This window comes from Pseudomonas sp. JAI111, assembly GCF_024809425.1.
Classification (GTDB): Bacteria; Pseudomonadota; Gammaproteobacteria; order Pseudomonadales; family Pseudomonadaceae; genus Aquipseudomonas.
Map to the genome: position 1 here is coordinate 491,930 of NZ_JANUCB010000004.1, position 17,418 is coordinate 509,347.

General features: G+C 57.1%; 14 protein-coding genes and 1 pseudogene. 9 read left to right on the top strand and 6 right to left on the bottom strand.

Going from position 1 to position 17,418, the window contains the following annotated elements:
* Nucleotides 1–106: 106 nt before the first annotated feature.
* Nucleotides 107–2,044 carry a 5-dehydro-2-deoxygluconokinase gene (gene iolC, locus HNR03_RS16415; protein ID WP_259154644.1) on the bottom strand — a complete coding sequence of 646 codons (1,938 nt, stop codon included), beginning with the start codon at nt 2,042–2,044 and terminating at the stop codon, nt 107–109.
* A 309-nt stretch (nt 2,045–2,353) separates the two neighbouring features.
* Here iolC and HNR03_RS16420 point away from each other — a divergent pair, with 309 nt between their 5' ends.
* From HNR03_RS16420 to HNR03_RS16430, 3 genes are all read left to right on the top strand, one after another.
* Nucleotides 2,354–3,274, top strand: a complete 921-nt coding sequence (locus tag HNR03_RS16420; RefSeq protein ID WP_222587289.1) for a MurR/RpiR family transcriptional regulator — start codon at nt 2,354–2,356, stop codon at nt 3,272–3,274.
* 76 nt (nt 3,275–3,350) lie between these two features.
* Entirely contained in the window at nt 3,351–3,962 is a 612-nt protein-coding gene (locus HNR03_RS16425) for a glutathione S-transferase (protein ID WP_259154645.1), read from the top strand.
* 25 nt (nt 3,963–3,987) lie between these two features.
* Nucleotides 3,988–5,091 (top strand): DNA alkylation repair protein, encoded by a 1,104-nt coding sequence (locus HNR03_RS16430; protein ID WP_259154646.1) that lies wholly within the window; start codon nt 3,988–3,990, stop codon nt 5,089–5,091.
* Nucleotides 5,092–5,115: 24 nt separating this feature from the next.
* Here HNR03_RS16430 and HNR03_RS16435 read toward each other — a convergent pair whose 3' ends face one another.
* Entirely contained in the window at nt 5,116–5,880 is a 765-nt protein-coding gene (locus tag HNR03_RS16435) for a tetratricopeptide repeat protein (RefSeq protein WP_259154648.1), read from the bottom strand.
* 298 nt (nt 5,881–6,178) lie between these two features.
* Between HNR03_RS16435 and HNR03_RS16440 the strand changes: the two are divergent.
* Nucleotides 6,179–6,820, top strand: a pseudogene (locus tag HNR03_RS16440) (DNA alkylation repair protein); the annotation flags it as partial.
* Nucleotides 6,821–6,974: 154 nt separating this feature from the next.
* Here the strand turns inward: HNR03_RS16440 and HNR03_RS16445 are convergent.
* Entirely contained in the window at nt 6,975–7,886 is a 912-nt protein-coding gene (locus HNR03_RS16445; RefSeq protein WP_310504539.1) for a YeeE/YedE thiosulfate transporter family protein, read from the bottom strand.
* A gap of 420 nt (nt 7,887–8,306) precedes the next feature.
* Between HNR03_RS16445 and HNR03_RS16450 the strand changes: the two genes are divergently transcribed.
* Together HNR03_RS16450 and HNR03_RS16455 are read left to right on the top strand one after the other, a co-directional pair.
* Entirely contained in the window at nt 8,307–9,698 is a 1,392-nt protein-coding gene (locus HNR03_RS16450; protein ID WP_259154649.1) for an MFS transporter, read from the top strand.
* Nucleotides 9,699–10,059: 361 nt separating this feature from the next.
* The gene (locus HNR03_RS16455; protein WP_058426063.1) at nt 10,060–10,311 is read left to right on the top strand and encodes a DUF2790 domain-containing protein; all 252 of its coding nucleotides are present in this window, start codon (nt 10,060–10,062) and stop codon (nt 10,309–10,311) included.
* Nucleotides 10,312–10,387: 76 nt separating this feature from the next.
* On the opposite strand, the gene HNR03_RS16460 is transcribed toward HNR03_RS16455, so the two are convergent.
* Nucleotides 10,388–11,314, bottom strand: coding sequence for a LysR family transcriptional regulator (locus tag HNR03_RS16460; protein WP_116832068.1), 927 nt, complete (start codon nt 11,312–11,314; stop codon nt 10,388–10,390).
* A gap of 219 nt (nt 11,315–11,533) precedes the next feature.
* Between HNR03_RS16460 and HNR03_RS16465 the strand changes: the two genes are divergently transcribed.
* The 3 genes from HNR03_RS16465 to HNR03_RS16475 are packed head-to-tail and all read left to right on the top strand — an operon-like array spanning nt 11,534 to nt 14,316.
* Nucleotides 11,534–12,970 (top strand): NAD-dependent succinate-semialdehyde dehydrogenase, encoded by a 1,437-nt coding sequence (locus HNR03_RS16465; protein WP_058426061.1) that lies wholly within the window; start codon nt 11,534–11,536, stop codon nt 12,968–12,970.
* Nucleotides 12,971–12,981: 11 nt separating this feature from the next.
* Nucleotides 12,982–13,314, top strand: a complete 333-nt coding sequence (locus HNR03_RS16470; RefSeq protein ID WP_163854186.1) for a carboxymuconolactone decarboxylase family protein — start codon at nt 12,982–12,984, stop codon at nt 13,312–13,314.
* Nucleotides 13,315–14,316, top strand: coding sequence for an NAD(P)H-quinone oxidoreductase (locus HNR03_RS16475; protein ID WP_259154653.1), 1,002 nt, complete (start codon nt 13,315–13,317; stop codon nt 14,314–14,316).
* An 871-nt stretch (nt 14,317–15,187) separates the two neighbouring features.
* Here the strand turns inward: HNR03_RS16475 and HNR03_RS16480 are convergent.
* Both HNR03_RS16480 and HNR03_RS16485 read right to left on the bottom strand, forming a co-directional pair.
* The gene (locus tag HNR03_RS16480; protein WP_259154654.1) at nt 15,188–15,550 is read right to left on the bottom strand and encodes a DUF6124 family protein; all 363 of its coding nucleotides are present in this window, start codon (nt 15,548–15,550) and stop codon (nt 15,188–15,190) included.
* Nucleotides 15,551–16,073: 523 nt separating this feature from the next.
* A complete protein-coding gene (locus HNR03_RS16485) occupies nt 16,074–17,036 on the bottom strand; it encodes an isopenicillin N synthase family oxygenase (RefSeq protein WP_259154656.1) in 963 nt (320 codons plus the stop codon).
* Between the last annotated feature and the right edge of the window lie 382 nt (nt 17,037–17,418).

Here is a 17,418-nt window from a genome sequence, read left to right on the forward strand (position 1 = left end):
GGGAGCGAGCTTGCTCGCGATGGCGGTGTATTAGGCGACATTAATGTTGAATGTGCCGCCGTCATCGCGAGCAAGCTCGCTCCCACAAGGAGGTCGCGGTGTTGCGTCAGGCGCGGGCCGTGCGCCAGGCATCGATCAGTTCGACAAACGTGCCCTGCACCTGGCGAATCAGTCCTTCATCATCGATTTCACCGGCCATCCACGCGCGGCTCGGCTCCTGGAAAATCGTGCGGCCCACGGCGAACCCGCGACAGGTCTGGCTCTGGCTCGCTTGCACAAAGCCTTCGGCCAATGTCGCCGCCGGCGCATTCAGGCCCAACAGCACCACACCCCGGCAGTACGGATCACGTTCCTGAATCAACTCATCGAGCTGTTTCCATTCCTCGGCGCTTTGCGCTTCGATCTTCCACCACGCCGGGTAGATGCCGAGGTTGTAGAGGCGTTTCAGCGCGCGATACAGCACGTCCGGGTGGGTTGACGGGTGGTCTTTGGGCGGGATGATTTCCAGCAGCAGTTCATGACCGCTGACTTGTGAAGCCTGATACAAACCCTTGATCTGCGCTTCCTGTTCCAGGCGCAGCATTGGCTCGTCGTCCGGGTGGAATTGCACCAGGCACTTGATGATCTGTTCTTGCGGCCAGGCGATCAGGTTGCTGCCAATCGAGCGCCCGTGTTCGAACGCCAAGGGCCGCGAGCCCTGCACTTCCACCGGCCGCGCCACCCACCAGCCACGGCCGGTGGCGGCGTTCAGCGATTCCTGGCCGAAGCGTTGATCGGCCAGCAACCCGACATCGGCCTCGATGCCCTGCTTGCGCAAATCGGCTTCGACCCGTTCCACAGCCTTGATAAAGAGTTGCTTGAGTTCACCGATAGCGTTGAGGTCGCGACCGCCCTTGTGCGCCAGTTCGACCAATTGCCCGCGATGATCGAACGCAAAGATGAACAGCTGTTTCCACTGCTTGCGCGGCACGCTGACCTGATGCAAACGCTGCAACACCGCGTCCTGATCCGGCCGGGTAATCGGCACCGGGCTGTTGAACAGGTAATCGAGTTCGGCGCGGGTCGGCATTGCCGGGGCGCACGCATGGCGCGACACCACCAGACCGCCGCAGGCATTGGCCAATTGGCAGCAACGCTCGTCGCTGGCGTCGTCCAGCCAACCGCTGAGGAAGCCCGACATGAAAGCGTCGCCAGCGCCCAACACGTTAAGCACTTCGACCCGCACGCCGGGGTAAATCGCGCCGTCTTCAAGTCGCGCCGGGATCACACCGTGAATTACTGTGCAACCTTGCGGGCCAAGTTTGACCACCAAGGTTGCGTCGCTCAGGCGCCGCACATTGCGCAGCGCAGTGAGCAAATCCTCGGAGCCACCGGCAATCAAAAACTCTTCTTCAGTGCCGACGATCAGGTCGAAACGCGGGAGGATTTTCTGCACGTGCTGGCTGACGTTCTGATCGGCGACGAAGCGGGTCTCGCCGTCGGCCTTGCCGGCCAGGCCCCAGAGCACTGGGCGGTAGTCGATGTCCAGCACGCGTTTGACGTTGTGCTTCTCGGCGTAGTCCAGCGCCTGGATGCTCGCCTTGTACACGCCGTCGGTGGAGAAATGAGTGCCGGTGATCAGCAGGGCCTTGCTGGAGGCTATAAAGGCTTCGCTGATGTCTTCGGCCCGCAGCGCCATGTCGGCGCAGTTTTCGCGGTAGAAGACCAAGGGAAAGGTTTCGCGGTCCTTGAGGCCCAGCAGCACCATCGCGGTGAGGCGTTCAGGGTCGACCTTGATGCCGCTGACGTCACAGCCTTCACGCGCCAGGGATTCCAGGAGGAAGCGGCCCATGTGGTCGTCCCCTACCCGGCTCAACATCGCCGACTTCAGACCCAGCCGGGCGGTGCCGAAGGCGATGTTGGCGGACGATCCGCCGAGGTATTTGGCGAAGCTGCTCACATCCTCAAGCCGCGCCCCGACTTGCTGCGCATAGAGGTCGACGCCAAGGCGCCCCAGGCAAATCAAATCCAATTGACGCCCACTGGCAAAACGAGTCTGGCCCATGCTGGCTCCTGTTATTTTTATCAGCCTGCGTTCGGGCACTGGAGGCGCCGAACGCTCTTGGTGGATGCAGACTAAAACGAGCAAGACCGAACAATCAATAAATATTCCAATTATTTTTTACGTGGAATATTTTTTCCAATAAACTCTTGTACGGGCGCTCCAGGTGCAGTGCATCGTTTCAGCAACCCCGCACACGCTGCAAGCTCAAGATTTTATTCGGGCCTACCCTGTAGACTGCGCACAGCCAACCTATTGTCAGGGGATGACGCGATCTGTCGTCCCTATAAGAACAAGCCAGAAGGATTCCTTATGTCCCGCACCGATCAGCCGGCTACGTCCGAGAGCACGCCCGACAGCGATCTCGTCAGCCCCCCGATCAATGCCGAGCGTCTGCTGCAGTTGATCACCAACGAATACGAAAGCCTGCCGCGCCAGCTCAAACGCATCGCCAGCTACATGAGCCAGCAAAGCGACCGGATCATGGTCGACCGCATCAGCGATATCGCCCGTGAGTGCGAAGTGCACCCCTCGGCCATCGTGCGGTTTTCCCAGCGCTTCGGTTTCAGCGGTTTCAGCGAGATGCAGGCCTTGTTCCGCGAGGCGTACACGCACAAGACCACGCCGGTGCAGAACTACCAGCAGCGCATTCGCAGCATGATCGCCAACAAATCGCAGAAGGCCAGCGGCGGCGACCTCGCCCGCGAGTGCATCGACGCGACCCTGTCCGGCATCGAACGTCTGGGACAGGAACTCGATGACGAAGCCTTCGACAAGGCCGTGGACCTGGTCGTAAACGCCGACAACATCTACGTGGTCGGCGTGCGCCGCTCGTTCGCCGTGGCCGATTACCTGGTCTACAACCTGCAACACACCAACAAGCGCATTCATCTGGTTTCGGGCCTGGGCGGCAGTTATCGCGAGCAGATGCGCAGCGTGCGCGCCAATGACCTGGTGATCGCCATCAGCTTCACGCCCTACGGCAAGGAAACCCAGCACTGCCTGCGCATCGCCCAGCACAATCAGGCGAAAACCCTGATCATCACCGACAGCAACCTGTCGCCGCTGGCCAAGCGCGCCAATACCGTGCTGCTGGTCAACGAAGGCAGTTCGTTTGCGTTTCGCTCACTGAGTGCGACGTTGTGCCTGTGCCAGGCGCTGTTTATCGCCGTGGCCTATCGACTGGAATTGAAGGTCGACGAGATCCACGAGCAGGTCGGCTTCGAAGATTAACCACGCGCCACTTGCAGGTCATGGAAGCTCAGCTAAGGTAGTCCATCCCGACATCGACACCTGAAGGAACGGCGCTATGAAACTGATTGGCATGCTGGATTCGCCCTACGTGCGGCGCGTGGCCATTTCCGCCCGATACCTGGGCATCGACCTGGAACACGAATCGGTGTCGGTGTTCCGCCACTTCGAGCACTTCCAGCAGATCAACCCGGTGGTCAAGGCGCCCACCCTGGTGCTGGACGACGGCGAGGTGTTGATCGACTCGACCCTGATCATCGACTACCTGGAAGCCCTGGCCGGTCCCGGCAAAAGCCTGATGCCCGGCGACCTCAAACAGCGGCTGCGCTCCTTGCGCCTGATCGGCCTCGGGCTGGCGGCCTGCGAAAAGTCGGTGCAGCTTTACTACGAACGCAACCTGCGCCCGGCCGACATCCAATACCAGCCGTGGGTCGAACGGGTTGAAGGTCAATTGGCGGCGGCGTACTCATCACTTGAGCGCGAACTGGAAAAGCAGCCCCTGGCGAACGGCGCCTTGATCGGGCAAGACGGCATCACCCTCGCGGTCGCCTGGAGCTTCACCAACCTCGTGGTGCCGGATCAAGTCGATGCCGAGCAGTTTCCGCGGATCGCTGAATTCACCGCGCAGGCAGAAAAGCTTGAGGCGTTCATCAGTACCCCGATAACCTGAGCGGCCTCCTCCATCGGACCCGACCATGACCGCCGCTGAACAACCTGCCCCGGCGCTGAAGGAAATCTTCAACGCCGCGCGCCTCCAGCACATCGCGACCGAAATGACCGCGGTCTACCCGGCGTTCAACGCCAAAACCTTCCTGAAAATGGCCAACGACGGCCTCACCGACCTGTCGATCATGCAACGCATGGCCCGGGTCAGCGAAAGCCTGCACGCGGTGCTGCCGCTGGGTTATGACGAGTCCCTGGAGATCCTGCGCGCCCTCGCCCCCCGCCTCAACAGCGGCTTCGTCAGCATCTCGCTGCCGCATTACGTAGCGATGTACGGCGCGCACGATTTCGAACAGTCGATGGACGCACTCAAATACTTCACCACGTTTGGCTCTGCGGAATTCGCGATCCGCTATTTTCTGCGCAGCGATCTGCAGCGGTCATTGGCGTTGATGCAGCAATGGTCCCTGGATGAAAACGAACACGTGCGACGCCTGGCCAGCGAAGGCAGTCGACCGCGTTTGCCGTGGTCCTTTCGGTTGGAACAGATTCAGAGCGACCCGACATTGGCCGCGCCGATTCTCGACAACCTCAAGGCCGATGAAAGCCTCTACGTGCGCAAGTCCGTGGCCAACCATCTCAATGACATCACCAAGGACCATCCGGAGTGGGTGCTGGATTTGATCGAGGGTTGGTCGCTGGAAAACAAACACACGGCCTGGATTGCCAAGCATGCGCTGCGCAGTTTGATCAAACAGGGCAATCAGCGGGCGTTGGCGATTATCGGGGCGAGTGGCAAGGCTGAGGTGGAGATTGTTGGGGTGAAGGTCGAACCGGCGGTGATTCGGCTGGGGGAGAAAATTACGTTGTCGTTTGGCGTGAAATCCACGGTGGCGGAGAGTCAGCGGCTGGTGATCGATTATGCGATTGATTATGTAAAGGCCAATGGCGGGACTTCGGCGAAGGTGTTCAAGCTTAAGGCGTTGACGTTGGCTGGCAAGGCGACTGAACAGGTCAGCCGTGGGCAGCAAATCAAAGAGCTCACCACTCGCAAACACTATGTGGGCGAACACGCAGTGCACATTCTGGTGAATGGCGAACGCCTGGCCAGCACCTCATTCGAAATCCTCCCCTAAAAAACGTCGCTCTGGTGTAGAAACTCAACCGCGAACCAGATAGGCCCCTAAAGGCACCCGATGTCGCAGCTTTTTGCAACTACCGGGTGCGGGCTGATGTCCGGGCGGGCGATCAGGAAACCAGATCCGACATTTACCCCGAGGCGGCCAATGGCCGCGGGGAATTTTGACCCCGTCGTACACGGACTCTGGATCGACGGAAGCCACTGGCAATTCTCCTTCGGGACGAAGCCTGCCAGCCGTCGGCGAATCCGATACCCCCTCTGCCTTTGCGCGAGCGAAGTCGCCAGCGTAGCGCCCAGCGTCCTGAGCGGATAGTTCAGCAGCGGCCATTTCCGCCACGCGGCGCCTTTGGGCTTCTTCTTCAAGCCCCTTCTGAACTGCGATCAGGTCCTCTTTGGCGTTGGGTAAGGTACTCGAAGCCTTGGCCTGCTGCGCCGCCTGGATCAATTGGAAGTTGCGGTTACGCAACTCGACGTTGCGACCAACCCGCATGTTCGAGCGCGCCGCCAACGTTTCAGCCTGCTGGTACTGCCCCTGCTGAAGACGCAACACACCAAGATAATGCAGCGTCGCGGGATTGTTCGGCTGGATATGCAGGGCACGCTCCAGCGTGGCAGCGGCCTGGTCCAACTGGCCAGCTTCATACTGCCGCGAGGCGGTTTCGATCAGGGTGGTTGATGCGCTGTTACTTTGCGAGGGCGCTCTTCGCTCGGCAGCAACCGAGCAAAACGACGCGACGGCGCAGAACGCCAGGATGAGACCCGGCAGAAAACTTTTGGTTGGCATCAGGGGGTCGGACTCAGTTGATCTCGGACGGCACTGCCGTAAAACAGTCCACCAGCACTGCTCGGCATCGCCGATACAGGGCCCCCATTGACCTGACCAGTGCCTTGAAGTTCCCGCTGCAACGGCTACTGCGGATGGTTTGGAATTCACAGGCCACTGCGACCATTCTCATTTATTACCACCCCCACCCTGAAAGCGTGATCCGTTGCTCGACTTCACGATGGGGCAGAAAAAACGGCTGAATGAAAAACGGCGGATTTATTGCCCGGAAAAATAAATCCGTCCCGTTATTTCTCCCCTGGCCAGCGAAGGCAGCCGACCGCGTTTGCCGTGGTCGTTTCGGTTGGAACAGATTCAGAGCGACCCGACATTGGCGGCGGGGATTCTCGACAACCTCAAGGCCGATGAAAGCCTCTACGTGCGCAAGTCCGTGGCCAACCACCTCAATGACATCACCAAGGACCATCCGGAGTGGGTGCTGGATTTGATCGAGGGTTGGTCGCTGGAAAACAAACACACGGCCTGGATTGCCAAGCATGCGTTGCGCAGTTTGATCAAACAGGGCAATCAGCGGGCGCTGGCGATTATTGGGGCCAGCGGCAAAGCTGAGGTGGAGATTATTGGGGTGAAGGTCGAGCCGGCGGTGATTCGGCTGGGGGAGAAAATTACGTTGTCGTTTGGCGTGAAATCCACGGTGGCGGAGAGTCAGCGGCTGGTGATTGATTATGCGATTGATTATGTGAAGGCCAATGGCGGGACATCGGCGAAGGTGTTCAAGCTTAAGGCGTTGACGCTGGCTGGTGGGGGGAGTGAGTTTGTGAGTCGGGGGCAGCATATTAAGGAACTGACTACTCGCAAACACTATGTGGGCAAACACGCGGTGCACATCATGGCGAATGGCGAACGCCTTACCAGCACCTCATTTGAGATCCTCGCGTAACGTGTAGCAACGCGAGGCTGCGTCCGACCGCCTCCAATGCTATTAGAAGTGACGGAGTCTACCCGTGAGGGCCGCTTAACTCGGCATGTGGATGCCTCGGATCGATAGAAAAAGGGGGGCGGACATATTGTCCCTGGAGCGCTCTTTAGAGCGTTCAACGCGTCGCGCGGTTTTTGCACCACAACGACACCAGCATGCCTGTGGCGATCGACATCAGTGGAATGCTCGAAGCAACGCTCAGCGTTGGAAACACCAACAGTATTTGTGAGTCGTTACCGCCAAGCATCATCGAAGCCCCAATCCCCATCAAAATACCCGCCAACAAATGAATGCCAGCCTTTGATGGGGTAAAGGCCTCGAAACGGAACTTTTTCCTGGAAAGGGTAAAACTCAGCATGCCTGCCAGCAACATGACAAACACCGCAATACGCCGGGCGCTGATTGCCATATCGGCTTGCCAGAACATCTGCGAAACATTGTAAAAGAACACACTGGGTGTCCATGACGGCTCGAACGCATAGAGCGCACTCGTCAACGCACCCAGCAGCATACTGGAGAAAACCAGGTGTTTATTACCGTGTATGCCGACCAGAAATATCAGCACCAGCGCCACTACACCGATCAACAGCCAGTAATGACGGCCGGAAATTTCCGGCATCAGAATGCTCTTCTGTTCGGGCATCATGCGCATGTAATACCAGAGCACCATCCCCAGGATCCAGCCGATCATCGTGAACAGTTTATTGAAATTGCCACAGGCAAACCTGGTTAGCGTGCCGACGCTGCACCCGTTGTTCAGCACCGATGCCACCCCGAACAACAAGCCTCCCGAAACCAGTAAAGGATAGGAAATATCAGGCGAGTACAGCGGCAGGCTGACCCCGGAGAAACGATAGATCGGGGCCAGCATCAACCCGAACAATCCACACGATGTCAGCGCCACAAACAACGTCGGACGCCCCGCCAGTAATTGTTCGCTCGCTTTGACAAGGCACATACCCATGCGCTGCGAAACCCAGCCAATCAGGAACGCTAATACCAACGCCATGAGTAGAGAGAACACCATGTTCGTGCGCCACTGCTGATTTGGATGGGCCGGGCATCACCAAGTATTAGCGTAGCTCTCGATCAGGTTAACTGTGTATCTGACGCGGCTGTAATCTGACGGTCGCTTTGTGTCGCTCCCTGGTTTCGTAGAAGTTGAATGACTGTTCTTGGCAGACTGTTGCCGGTCACGACCGGCAAAAACCTCCACAAAGCTGACTTTCGCGTAAGGCGGCGATTGGTCAATGGATGTGTCGCTGCGAACTAGAACACTCGACATTTTTAACTATAGGCTGGGCCTATATAAAAGATTGTATATCGGTCTTGGACGCTATCAAGCAAGCGACAGAAGATTGCTTCTCACCTAAGCACCATCCAATGAGCAATACCAACGAAGCAAACTTGATAGAAGAAACCACTTCCTCTACATCTTGGAGCCAGCATGTCCAGACAAACAACAATGGATGCAGAGACCGTCACTTCTCAGCCAGATGGGTTGCCTGAAAACGCCCGCCGCCTCGCGATATTTTCGTTGGCGATCGGTGTCGCCATGGCATCACTCGACACCGCAATAGCCAATGTCGCTTTACCTGCAATAGCTGCTCAATTGCAGACAACACCTGCATCATCGGTCTGGATCATCAACGTCTATCAGTTAGCGATGGTCGCAACGCTCCTCCCGTTCGCTGCATTGGGTGAAATCATCTCCTACCGGCGGGTACTACTTTTCGGACTGTTTTTATTCACATTGGCATCGCTTGCCTGTGCTCTGGCCTGGTCGTTGCCTTCACTGGTCATAGCTCGGCTGTTACAGGGAATTGGGGCTAGCGCCGTTATGGGTGTGAATACAGCCATGCTTAAAGCCATCTACCCGACGCGCATGCTGGGACGTGGTTATGGGACCAACGCCTTGGTCGTTGCAGTGGCTTTTGCAATCGGGCCGACCTTGTCATCCCTCATTTTGTCAGTTGCCAGTTGGTCGTGGTTATTCGCAATCAACGTTCCGCTTGGCTTGGTCGCACTTTTCCTGGGGCGAAAAGTATTGCCTGATACCCGCCGGGCGACCCACAAGTTTGATGGTCTGACTGCCCTCTACAACATAGTCGCGTTCAGCTTTTTGATTTTGTTATTCGGGGATGCTGCCCACCAAGAGAAACTCACTACCCTGGCATTGGAATTGGCCGCAACTGCTTTGTTCTTCGCACTGCTCATGCATCGTCAGGCAGGTCATAAGGCGCCGATGCTGCCGATTGATCTGCTGCGTCGGCCCATGTTTGCGCTTTCTGTCGTGACGTCCATTTGCACCTTCGCAGCACAAGGACTGGCGTTCGTAGCCCTGCCGTTTTATTTCTATACGACGCTTGGGAAATCCCAAGTAGAGGCTGGTTTTCTAATGACGCCATGGGCTGTCATGGTAGCGATAATGGCCCCAATTGCCGGCCGCTTGAGTGATCATTATTCTCCCGGCGCATTAGGAGGAATCGGTCTTTCGATACTGGCGGTTGGGTTGATAGCTCTAGTACTTATGCCTGATAACCCCTCGACTTTGAATATTAGCTGGCGCATGGCTATGTCAGGCATTGGGTTTGGTTTTTTCCAAGCACCTAACCTCAAAGGTTTTATGGGCAGCGCGCCACCGACACGTGCCGGCAGTGCAAGCGGTATGGTTGCTACGTCAAGGTTGGTTGGACAGGCAATTGGTGCAGCGCTGGTTGCTTATTGCTTCATGTTATCGAGCGAGCATGGAGCAACGTTTGCGTTATGGGGGGCAGTTGCATTCGCAGCCATTGCAAGCATTGCAAGCTTTGCCCGAGTCGTTGCTGTCCGAACTTGAGCTGGCAAACGTCATGAACTGAATCGCACCACGTTTTGTAAATACTCTTAATGACCGATCAGCCGATTACCGGCCTCGACCATAGGCAATAATCGCAATAAAAAGTGGACACCCATTAGCCTTGACGAGACCGGCTAATGGGTGCCTCCTTTTTGGATTTTGGCCGATTGTTGCCTGTTGCGACCGGCTGAAAACGGCCAATAGCGGACGGTCACAGACGAACCGCCTTTACCTCAGACATCCCCACATTGTGTTCGGAATTTAGAAAAGTCTTTCCCTGATTCGCTCCTGTTTCCAAAAAACCCTCGAACCTAAAGTACGTCCTGCCAGCAACATCACACTTACTTTAGGAAATCTCATTATGAAAACGGCAATGATCATCGTCGCACTCTTGGGCTTCAGCTCTGTGGTAGCGGCACAGGACGGCGCTGCAAATACTCAGCCTGTAGAGCAATACGGTTATGGCAGCCACCTTGATGTCGCCAAGGTCATCTCTGAAGACCCGGTGCCAGATGTTTGCGCTGTAGTGCCGACGCACATGACCTACCAGGATTCACAAGGCAAACAGCACGTATTGGCCTATAACGTCATGGGCCGTTGCAGCCAGGGATAACCAAGCTGTTCGCCAATCATTGCGCCTCGAAGCGTTGTTTCATCGAGGCGCAAATACCTTTTTGCTCCGTGGCATTTCAATCGATCAGTTCTTTGGCCGTGGCGGCCAGTTGACTGCCAACCCGATCTTTCAGCGTTTCAATAAACCGCGTGATTTTTGCATCGACAAACTGCCGAGAGGTATAGACGGCGTACACGTTGCGCTCATAGGTATGGTAGTCAGGCAAAACCCGCACGAGCTTGCCGCAACGCAAATCGTCGACGGCCGTGAACCCGGCCAGCAAGCCAATCCCCGCCCCATCTCGAATGGCATATGCCATCGCATCCATATCGTTGACGCTGAAACTTGGCCCTGTCGGGACAAATGTCGCGTCTCCTGCCTTGCTTTTCAGCTGCCACTCATCCCGCACATAGTCAACGGTACCCAACAGCAAACACTGGTGATCGCGCAGATCTTCAGGCGTCTCGGGGGCCGCATTCCGAGCCAGGTAGTCTGGCGACGCCACCAGCACACAATGGCTGACACCAATTTTTTGGCTGACATACGCCGAATCGGGTAACGCTCGGGCGATCAGAATCGAGACGTCCAGTTGGTCTTCCAACAGGTTAGGCATACGTTGCGAGAGCAATAAATCCACGGTCACTTCCGGGAATTGCTGACGGTATTCCAGCACGGCCCCGGTGACCAAATGCCGAGCCAGCCCGGGTACGCAATGCACCCTCAGTGTTCCCCGAGGCTCCAGGGCGGCATTGCTGGCTTCGGCTTCGGCACTCTCCAGATCAGCGAGAATTTTCGTGCAGCGCTCATAGAATCGTCGCCCCGCATCGGTGACCGACAGGCGTCGGGTCGAGCGTTGCAACAGGCGCGCATCGAGCACGTTTTCCAGCGCAGAGACAGCACGCGAGACGTTACCGACCGTGGAGTCCAGATGATTGGCCACGGCCGTGAAACTGCCCATCTCGACAACCTTTATGTACACCGACATGTTCGAAAGCTTATCCATCGCGACCTTCCTATAGATCTGACACTCACCCGTGCTAACGCGCATTTTCCGGATGCTACACGTTCGGCCCGCGGCTCGATATTACCTCTGGCGACAACAATGATTCCCTTTGGCCCGTCTAAATCAATGGGCCCTCCTTCCATAAACTTGGTTGCACAGGCCGCCTGAACAGGCGCCGGGTTTCATTCGAATCTCTGACAACCAACTGAAGGGCACATCATGAAAACCTCCTACGACCCGCTTTATCTTTTCATCGGTGGTGAATGGATCAGTGCTGAAGGGCGCGATACTGCCGCCGTCGTTAACCCGGCTACCGGCCGCGAAATCGGACGCGTCCCACTCGCCACCGCAGGCGACCTTGATCACGCCTTGGAAGTGACTCGCCTGAGCTTCGAGCAATGGCGCCAGACCGTGCCTGACAAGCGCGCCAAGATCCTCAAGCATGCCGCCGACCTGATCCTCGAACGTGCACCGCAGATTGCCGCGCAGATGACCCTGGAGGAAGGCAAACCGCTGGGTGAAAGCCTGGATGAAGTGACCCGCGCGGCGGAGTATTTCGAATGGTTTGCCGAAAGCGCCCGGCGTATTGATGGCCGTGTGGTGCCGGCCAACCGTCCCGGCGTGTTGCAACTGGTCAAACGCCAGGCCATCGGCCCAGTGGCCGCATTTACACCGTGGAATTTCCCGGCCATCACCCCGGCACGCAAGCTCTCGGCAGCGCTGGCTGCGGGTTGTAGCGTCATTCTCAAACCCGGTGAAGAAAGCCCTTCCACAGCGCTGGCCCTTGCGCGTGCACTCGATGATGCTGGATTGCCCAAAGGTGTACTGCAAGTGGTCTTCGGCGTACCGGATCAAGTGTCCAGCCATCTGATCGCCTCGCCGATCATTCGCAAAGTGACCTTCACCGGTTCAGTGCCGATCGGGCGCCTGCTGTCTGCACGAGCTGCCGAAGGCGTGAAGCCCATCACCCTTGAACTGGGTGGGCACGGACCGGTGCTGGTGTTCGAAGATGCCGACATTGAAAAAGCCGCTATCGAAGGCGTCGCGAACCGGTTTCGCGGCACCGGGCAAGTGTGCATTTCATCTACTCGGTTTCTCATCCAGCGCGGCGCCTATCAAGCCTTCGTCGATCACTTTGTCGCAGCGACCCAAGCGCTGAGAATAGGTGACGGCCTGCATCCAGACACGCAGGTCGGCCCCCTGGCCAACCCAAGGCAATTGGCAAAAATGGAAGAACTGGTCGCCGATGCCGTCGAAAAAGGTGCACGGGTATTGGTCGGTGGTGAAGCCTTGTCAGGCGAAGGCTACTTCTTTCAACCCACGGTTCTGGCAGATGTGCCGATGAACGCCCGCGTCATGCACGAAGAACCCTTTGGCCCCATTGCCGTGCTGATGGCGTTCGATGAACTGGCCGATGGGCTGAAAGAAGCCAACCGCCTGCCGTACGGACTCTCGGCCTACGCGTTCACCTCCAGCGCGCGCACGGCCATTGACGTCGCCGACGGGTTAGAGGCTGGGATGATCGGGATCAACCAATATCGCATCGTCGCGACTGAGCTCCCGTTCGGCGGCATGAAAGAAAGCGGTCACGGCTCCGAAGGCGGCATTGAAGGCATAGAGCACTATCTCACCCACAAATTCATCAGCCAGGTTTAAGGAACTCGCCCATGTCCAAGCTCAATTTCAGCAGTCCTCGCGAAGCCGCGCGCGCGTTCACGCCAAAGCTGGCGCAATTCGTCGACTCGACGCTTTATCCGCAAATCTGGAGCGATCCCGCGCTGTCCCCGCGCGACCGTAGCCTGATCACCGTGGCGGCATTGATTGCCGGTGGTCACGCGGAGGAGTTGCCTGCTCACTTACGCAGGGCGGCTGGCAACGGTGTGACCCAAGACGAACTGGCGGCAGCCATCACGCACCTGGCTTTCTACGTGGGCTTCCCTGGCGCCATCACCGCATCGGCTATCGCCAACGCCACGTTCAGCGAAACGGAGAACAACTGAATGAAAGCCATCAACATCAGAGAATTTGGTGCGCCAGACGTCCTGGAACTCGTAGTAGTCGACAATCCTGAAGTGCGGCCTGACGACCTGCTGGTGCGTGTCTATGCCGCCGGGGTAAACCGTGCGGATCTGACTCACCGTACCGGAGGGTACGGCCATCCGAATTTCGGTGACTCGCTGATCATCGGTCTGGAAATCGCCGGCGAAGTGATCGGCAAAGGTAGCGCAGTGACCGGATTCGAGGTCGGAGATCGAGTCATGGGCGTGGTCGGCGGCGGTGCCTACGCCGAGCTGGCCCGCATCGATTACCGCATGGCCATGCACATCCCCGCGCAGTTGGACTATGTACACGCGGCAGCCATTCCCGAGGTCTTCGTCACGGCCCATGAAGCGATGATGCACTTGGCTCGGCTCAAGGCCGGCGATTCGGTGTTGATTCACGCGGCCGCCGGCGGCGTCGGATCAGCCGCGGTGCAGTTGGCTTACGCCACCGGCGCCACGGTGTATGCGACCACCGAAGGCAGCAAGCTGGCGCGTGTCGAGCATTTGGGCGCAGACGTGGCGATCGATTACAAGACGCAGGACTTCGCTCAAGTGATCGCCGACAAAACCCAGGGGCGTGGCGTCGATGTGATCATCGACTTTATCGGTGAGCCCTACTTCGCCCGCAACATCGCGTCCCTTGCCAAGGGCGGTCGCCTGATTCAGGTCGGCATCCTTGGCGGTGGCGGCAACGTCACGGTGGCGCTGGAGGACATTCTTTACCGCCACTTGCAAATCATCGGCACGGTGATGAAGTCGCGCACGCAACCGGAGAAGCACGCCATGATCAAGCGATTCCGCGATCACTGGCTTGATCGCTTCGAGGGTGCCGGAAGCCTTGAGCCGGTCGTCGATAGCACGTTTGCGCTAGCGCGGGCTGCCGATGCGCATCGCCGGATGGAGTCTTCCGAAAACGTCGGGAAAATCATTTTGACGATGCGACCTGAAGATTTGCTTTAAGTACGGCCACATGAGGCATAGAGCTGAAAAATGGTGCCCTTAGTGGACACCTTCAACGGGAGAGGGGAACACCTCTGAGCAGTGCGTTCTAAATCGGCTGATCGCGACAACCGGGCTAATCGTGACAGGCAGCTATTGGCCGTTTGCTGCCTGTCACTAGTCCTTAAAATAACCTGGTTATTTCATTCAAGATCCGATCCTGCGTTTCAACACTGGGTCTGTGGCGATAAGCCACTGCTAAAAATGCAACGCCTTCGTAGTCGCAGCGGATCGAAAAAGTCATTCCTTGACGAAATCCAAAAACGGACCTGTCTCCGGCATCAACAAAATATCTCGCTTTTGTAAGCGCTGATTGAGCGTGCTTCAGGCATTCAGCTTGACTAAGCGAGTGTTGTATCCAACTGGTAGTGACACGTACAGAAGACGTCTCGCTATCATCGATCGGTGGTCGAGCAATGGCTGTGGCAGGTGTATTGATATTGTCGTTACTGGAACAAGCGGTAAGGCCCATTGAGATAACAGTCAGCAAAAAGCCAAAACGAAGGCTCGAATGCTTAAGTGAGTGTCGCATCGCGGGGCGTTCCTCTGACGATGTGCAATGAATAAAAAATGCTTTGTGCTGCCATTCTGCTCGTCTCTGACGCAGAAACAGACGTTGTTAGCATAGCAATGGAAAAGTGGCTTTCTGGCAGCCGATCTGCAAGGTCAGCCATTGGCCGTTAACTGCCTTTCACGAAAAGCAGCCATGGGTCGAACGAAACCCGGTACCGATCCGAATCTTCACCTGAAAGCTGAGACTTCATGGATACGGTTGCCGACTGCCCCTCCCCTCTGTGACGACGGACTAACCATCGCCACACAGGGCTTGCTCTTACTCCTTCACCTCAACCTGATCCAACGCCTGATTCACCGCCAATTCCCCCAGCATCACGACCTGCGTAATTCCCAGCAGGGTCTTGCGGTGTGAGTGGTCCAGTAACGCCGCGAAATTGCTGAGCATGGTGGTGGCCGAGCCCAGTGATTCACTCGCGTTGGCCAGCAGGGATTCGGTGTCGTACTTGGGATTGACGAGGAACATGCGTTCGGGCTCGTTGGCCGCGGCCATGATGAGGGCGCCTGGGTTGAGGTAATGGTCGAGAGCGCGCTCGGCGGCGTCGTGGAATTTCTTGGAGTCGACGGATTCGTAGGGGGATGCCGGATCGGTATCGGGTGGGTTGGGTGTTGGTTTAGGCATAGATGGATCTCCTGGACGAGCTCATTAGGAGCCATCACCCTTCGCTACCAAACGATGGGTGGCGGCCATACGCGGGTTGGTAGACCGGTCCAGGAACCCGGCGCCCCCGAAGGAGCCCTGCGCATGGCCACCATAAAAATCAGAGGTTAAAAACAACCTCTGCAAAAGGTGGCGCTATGCGCCTGGAATACCGGGCTACCAAACCCGATCACTGTTTTTCAGTGACCCAGCCACGATAGAACCCGTGCCCTAGACGCACAAGCCGGCGGATTCTGGCGTACGCGTAGGTAACGACGCAAGGCGTTGTAGCCGTTGGGACGTAACACCGAGTGTCTTTAAACGTGCGCCTTGAAATCTGTTTAAGGCATCAAACGTTGGGCGAATATTTCTTGGCTGAAATCGATGGCGCCGGGTCTGACGCCATCGCGAGCAGGCTCACTCCCACAGGGAAATGTGGCGAATTCTCGGTCTCGGGATGGGCTTCGCGGTGCCGGCCATGACAACGTCGATCTTGTCCGCGTCGTTAACCCTTTTTGCGATACGCCATTGAGTCATCGATTCGTTTGAGGATGTAGTCGCCGGCCGCTACCGGTGGATACAGGCTCAGCGCCGGATCGATTCCCAGATCGCAGGGATCGACAACAGCGCTATAAGTCGGGTCGTAGAACGTGGCAATGGAGTAGCGCTCGTGACCCGAAGAGTTAATCACCCGGTGCAGGGTCGAACGAAAGCGATCATTGGACCAATGAGCCAACAGGTCTCCAACGTTAACAACCAGACTGCCAGGAATAGGAGTCGCCTCGATCCAACGGTTGGAGCCAAGCTCGCGGACCTGCAGACCGCCGCTGTTATCTTGGTAGAGCAAGGTAATGCAACCGTAGTCCGTGTGCGGTGCCACGCCGAATTGGTCAGCCTCCGCCTGTGCAGGCTGTGGTGGGTAATAGACCATCTGCGTACGCTGCAGGGGCTTGGTGTATTTATCGATGAAAAAATCTTCTTCGATACCCAACCCTACCGCCACGGCCCTCAGTAAATCCGCTCCGGCCTTACCGATTTCTGAATAGTATTCCGCCAGTGCGTCTTGCAACTCGGGCATGAATTCCGGCCACTGATTCGGCCCGCGCAAAGCCTCGCCGGCAACAACGCATGGATCATCCTCCGCCAGCTCCAGACCGATACTGAAGAACTCCTTGTGATCAGGCTTGGTGGCTTCATACATGGTCGCCCCACCCAGCGCATGCCAGCCTCGATGCCGCTTGTTCACCGCCACCTGGCGCTTGATCTCAGTCGGATAAGCAAAGAACTTTGCAGCTGCCGCCATCGCTCTGTCGATCACCGGCTGCGGTACGCCGTGATTGATAATGTAGAAAAAACCGATTTCGCTGCAGGCTTTTCGAATGGCATCACCGGCCCGGCGAATGCTTGCCTGATTACCCTCACGAACTCCGGTCATATCGATCAGAGGCAGATTGGTGATAGAGGTCATGTTCACTCCTGCAAAAGTAAATACAGCGGTGGCGAGGTTGCGGCTTTGCCAGTGAATGACGAGCCGGTATATACAGGACATAGCATTTACTGTGCCGCCTCACCAGTTACCTATCTGCAAGCCTCGAGCTAATGCGAATATTGCGACGCAAGCGCCCGATCAAACCTGTTACGAGCCCGTTTCCCTTCGCCCCAGCAGTGGGCAGAGCGCCCACAACTGGTGCAACCTTCGGTTACATACCTTAGAAAAACCGTCCTGATCGATTTCCCTTTTCGTCTGAACGAGCGGGTCTGGAATGCTCGTTGGCGAGCCGGAATGGAAAGCTGGCCTGCATTTTGCCTTACCTGTATATACAGGAACATGTAGCTCTCTATTCCCCATC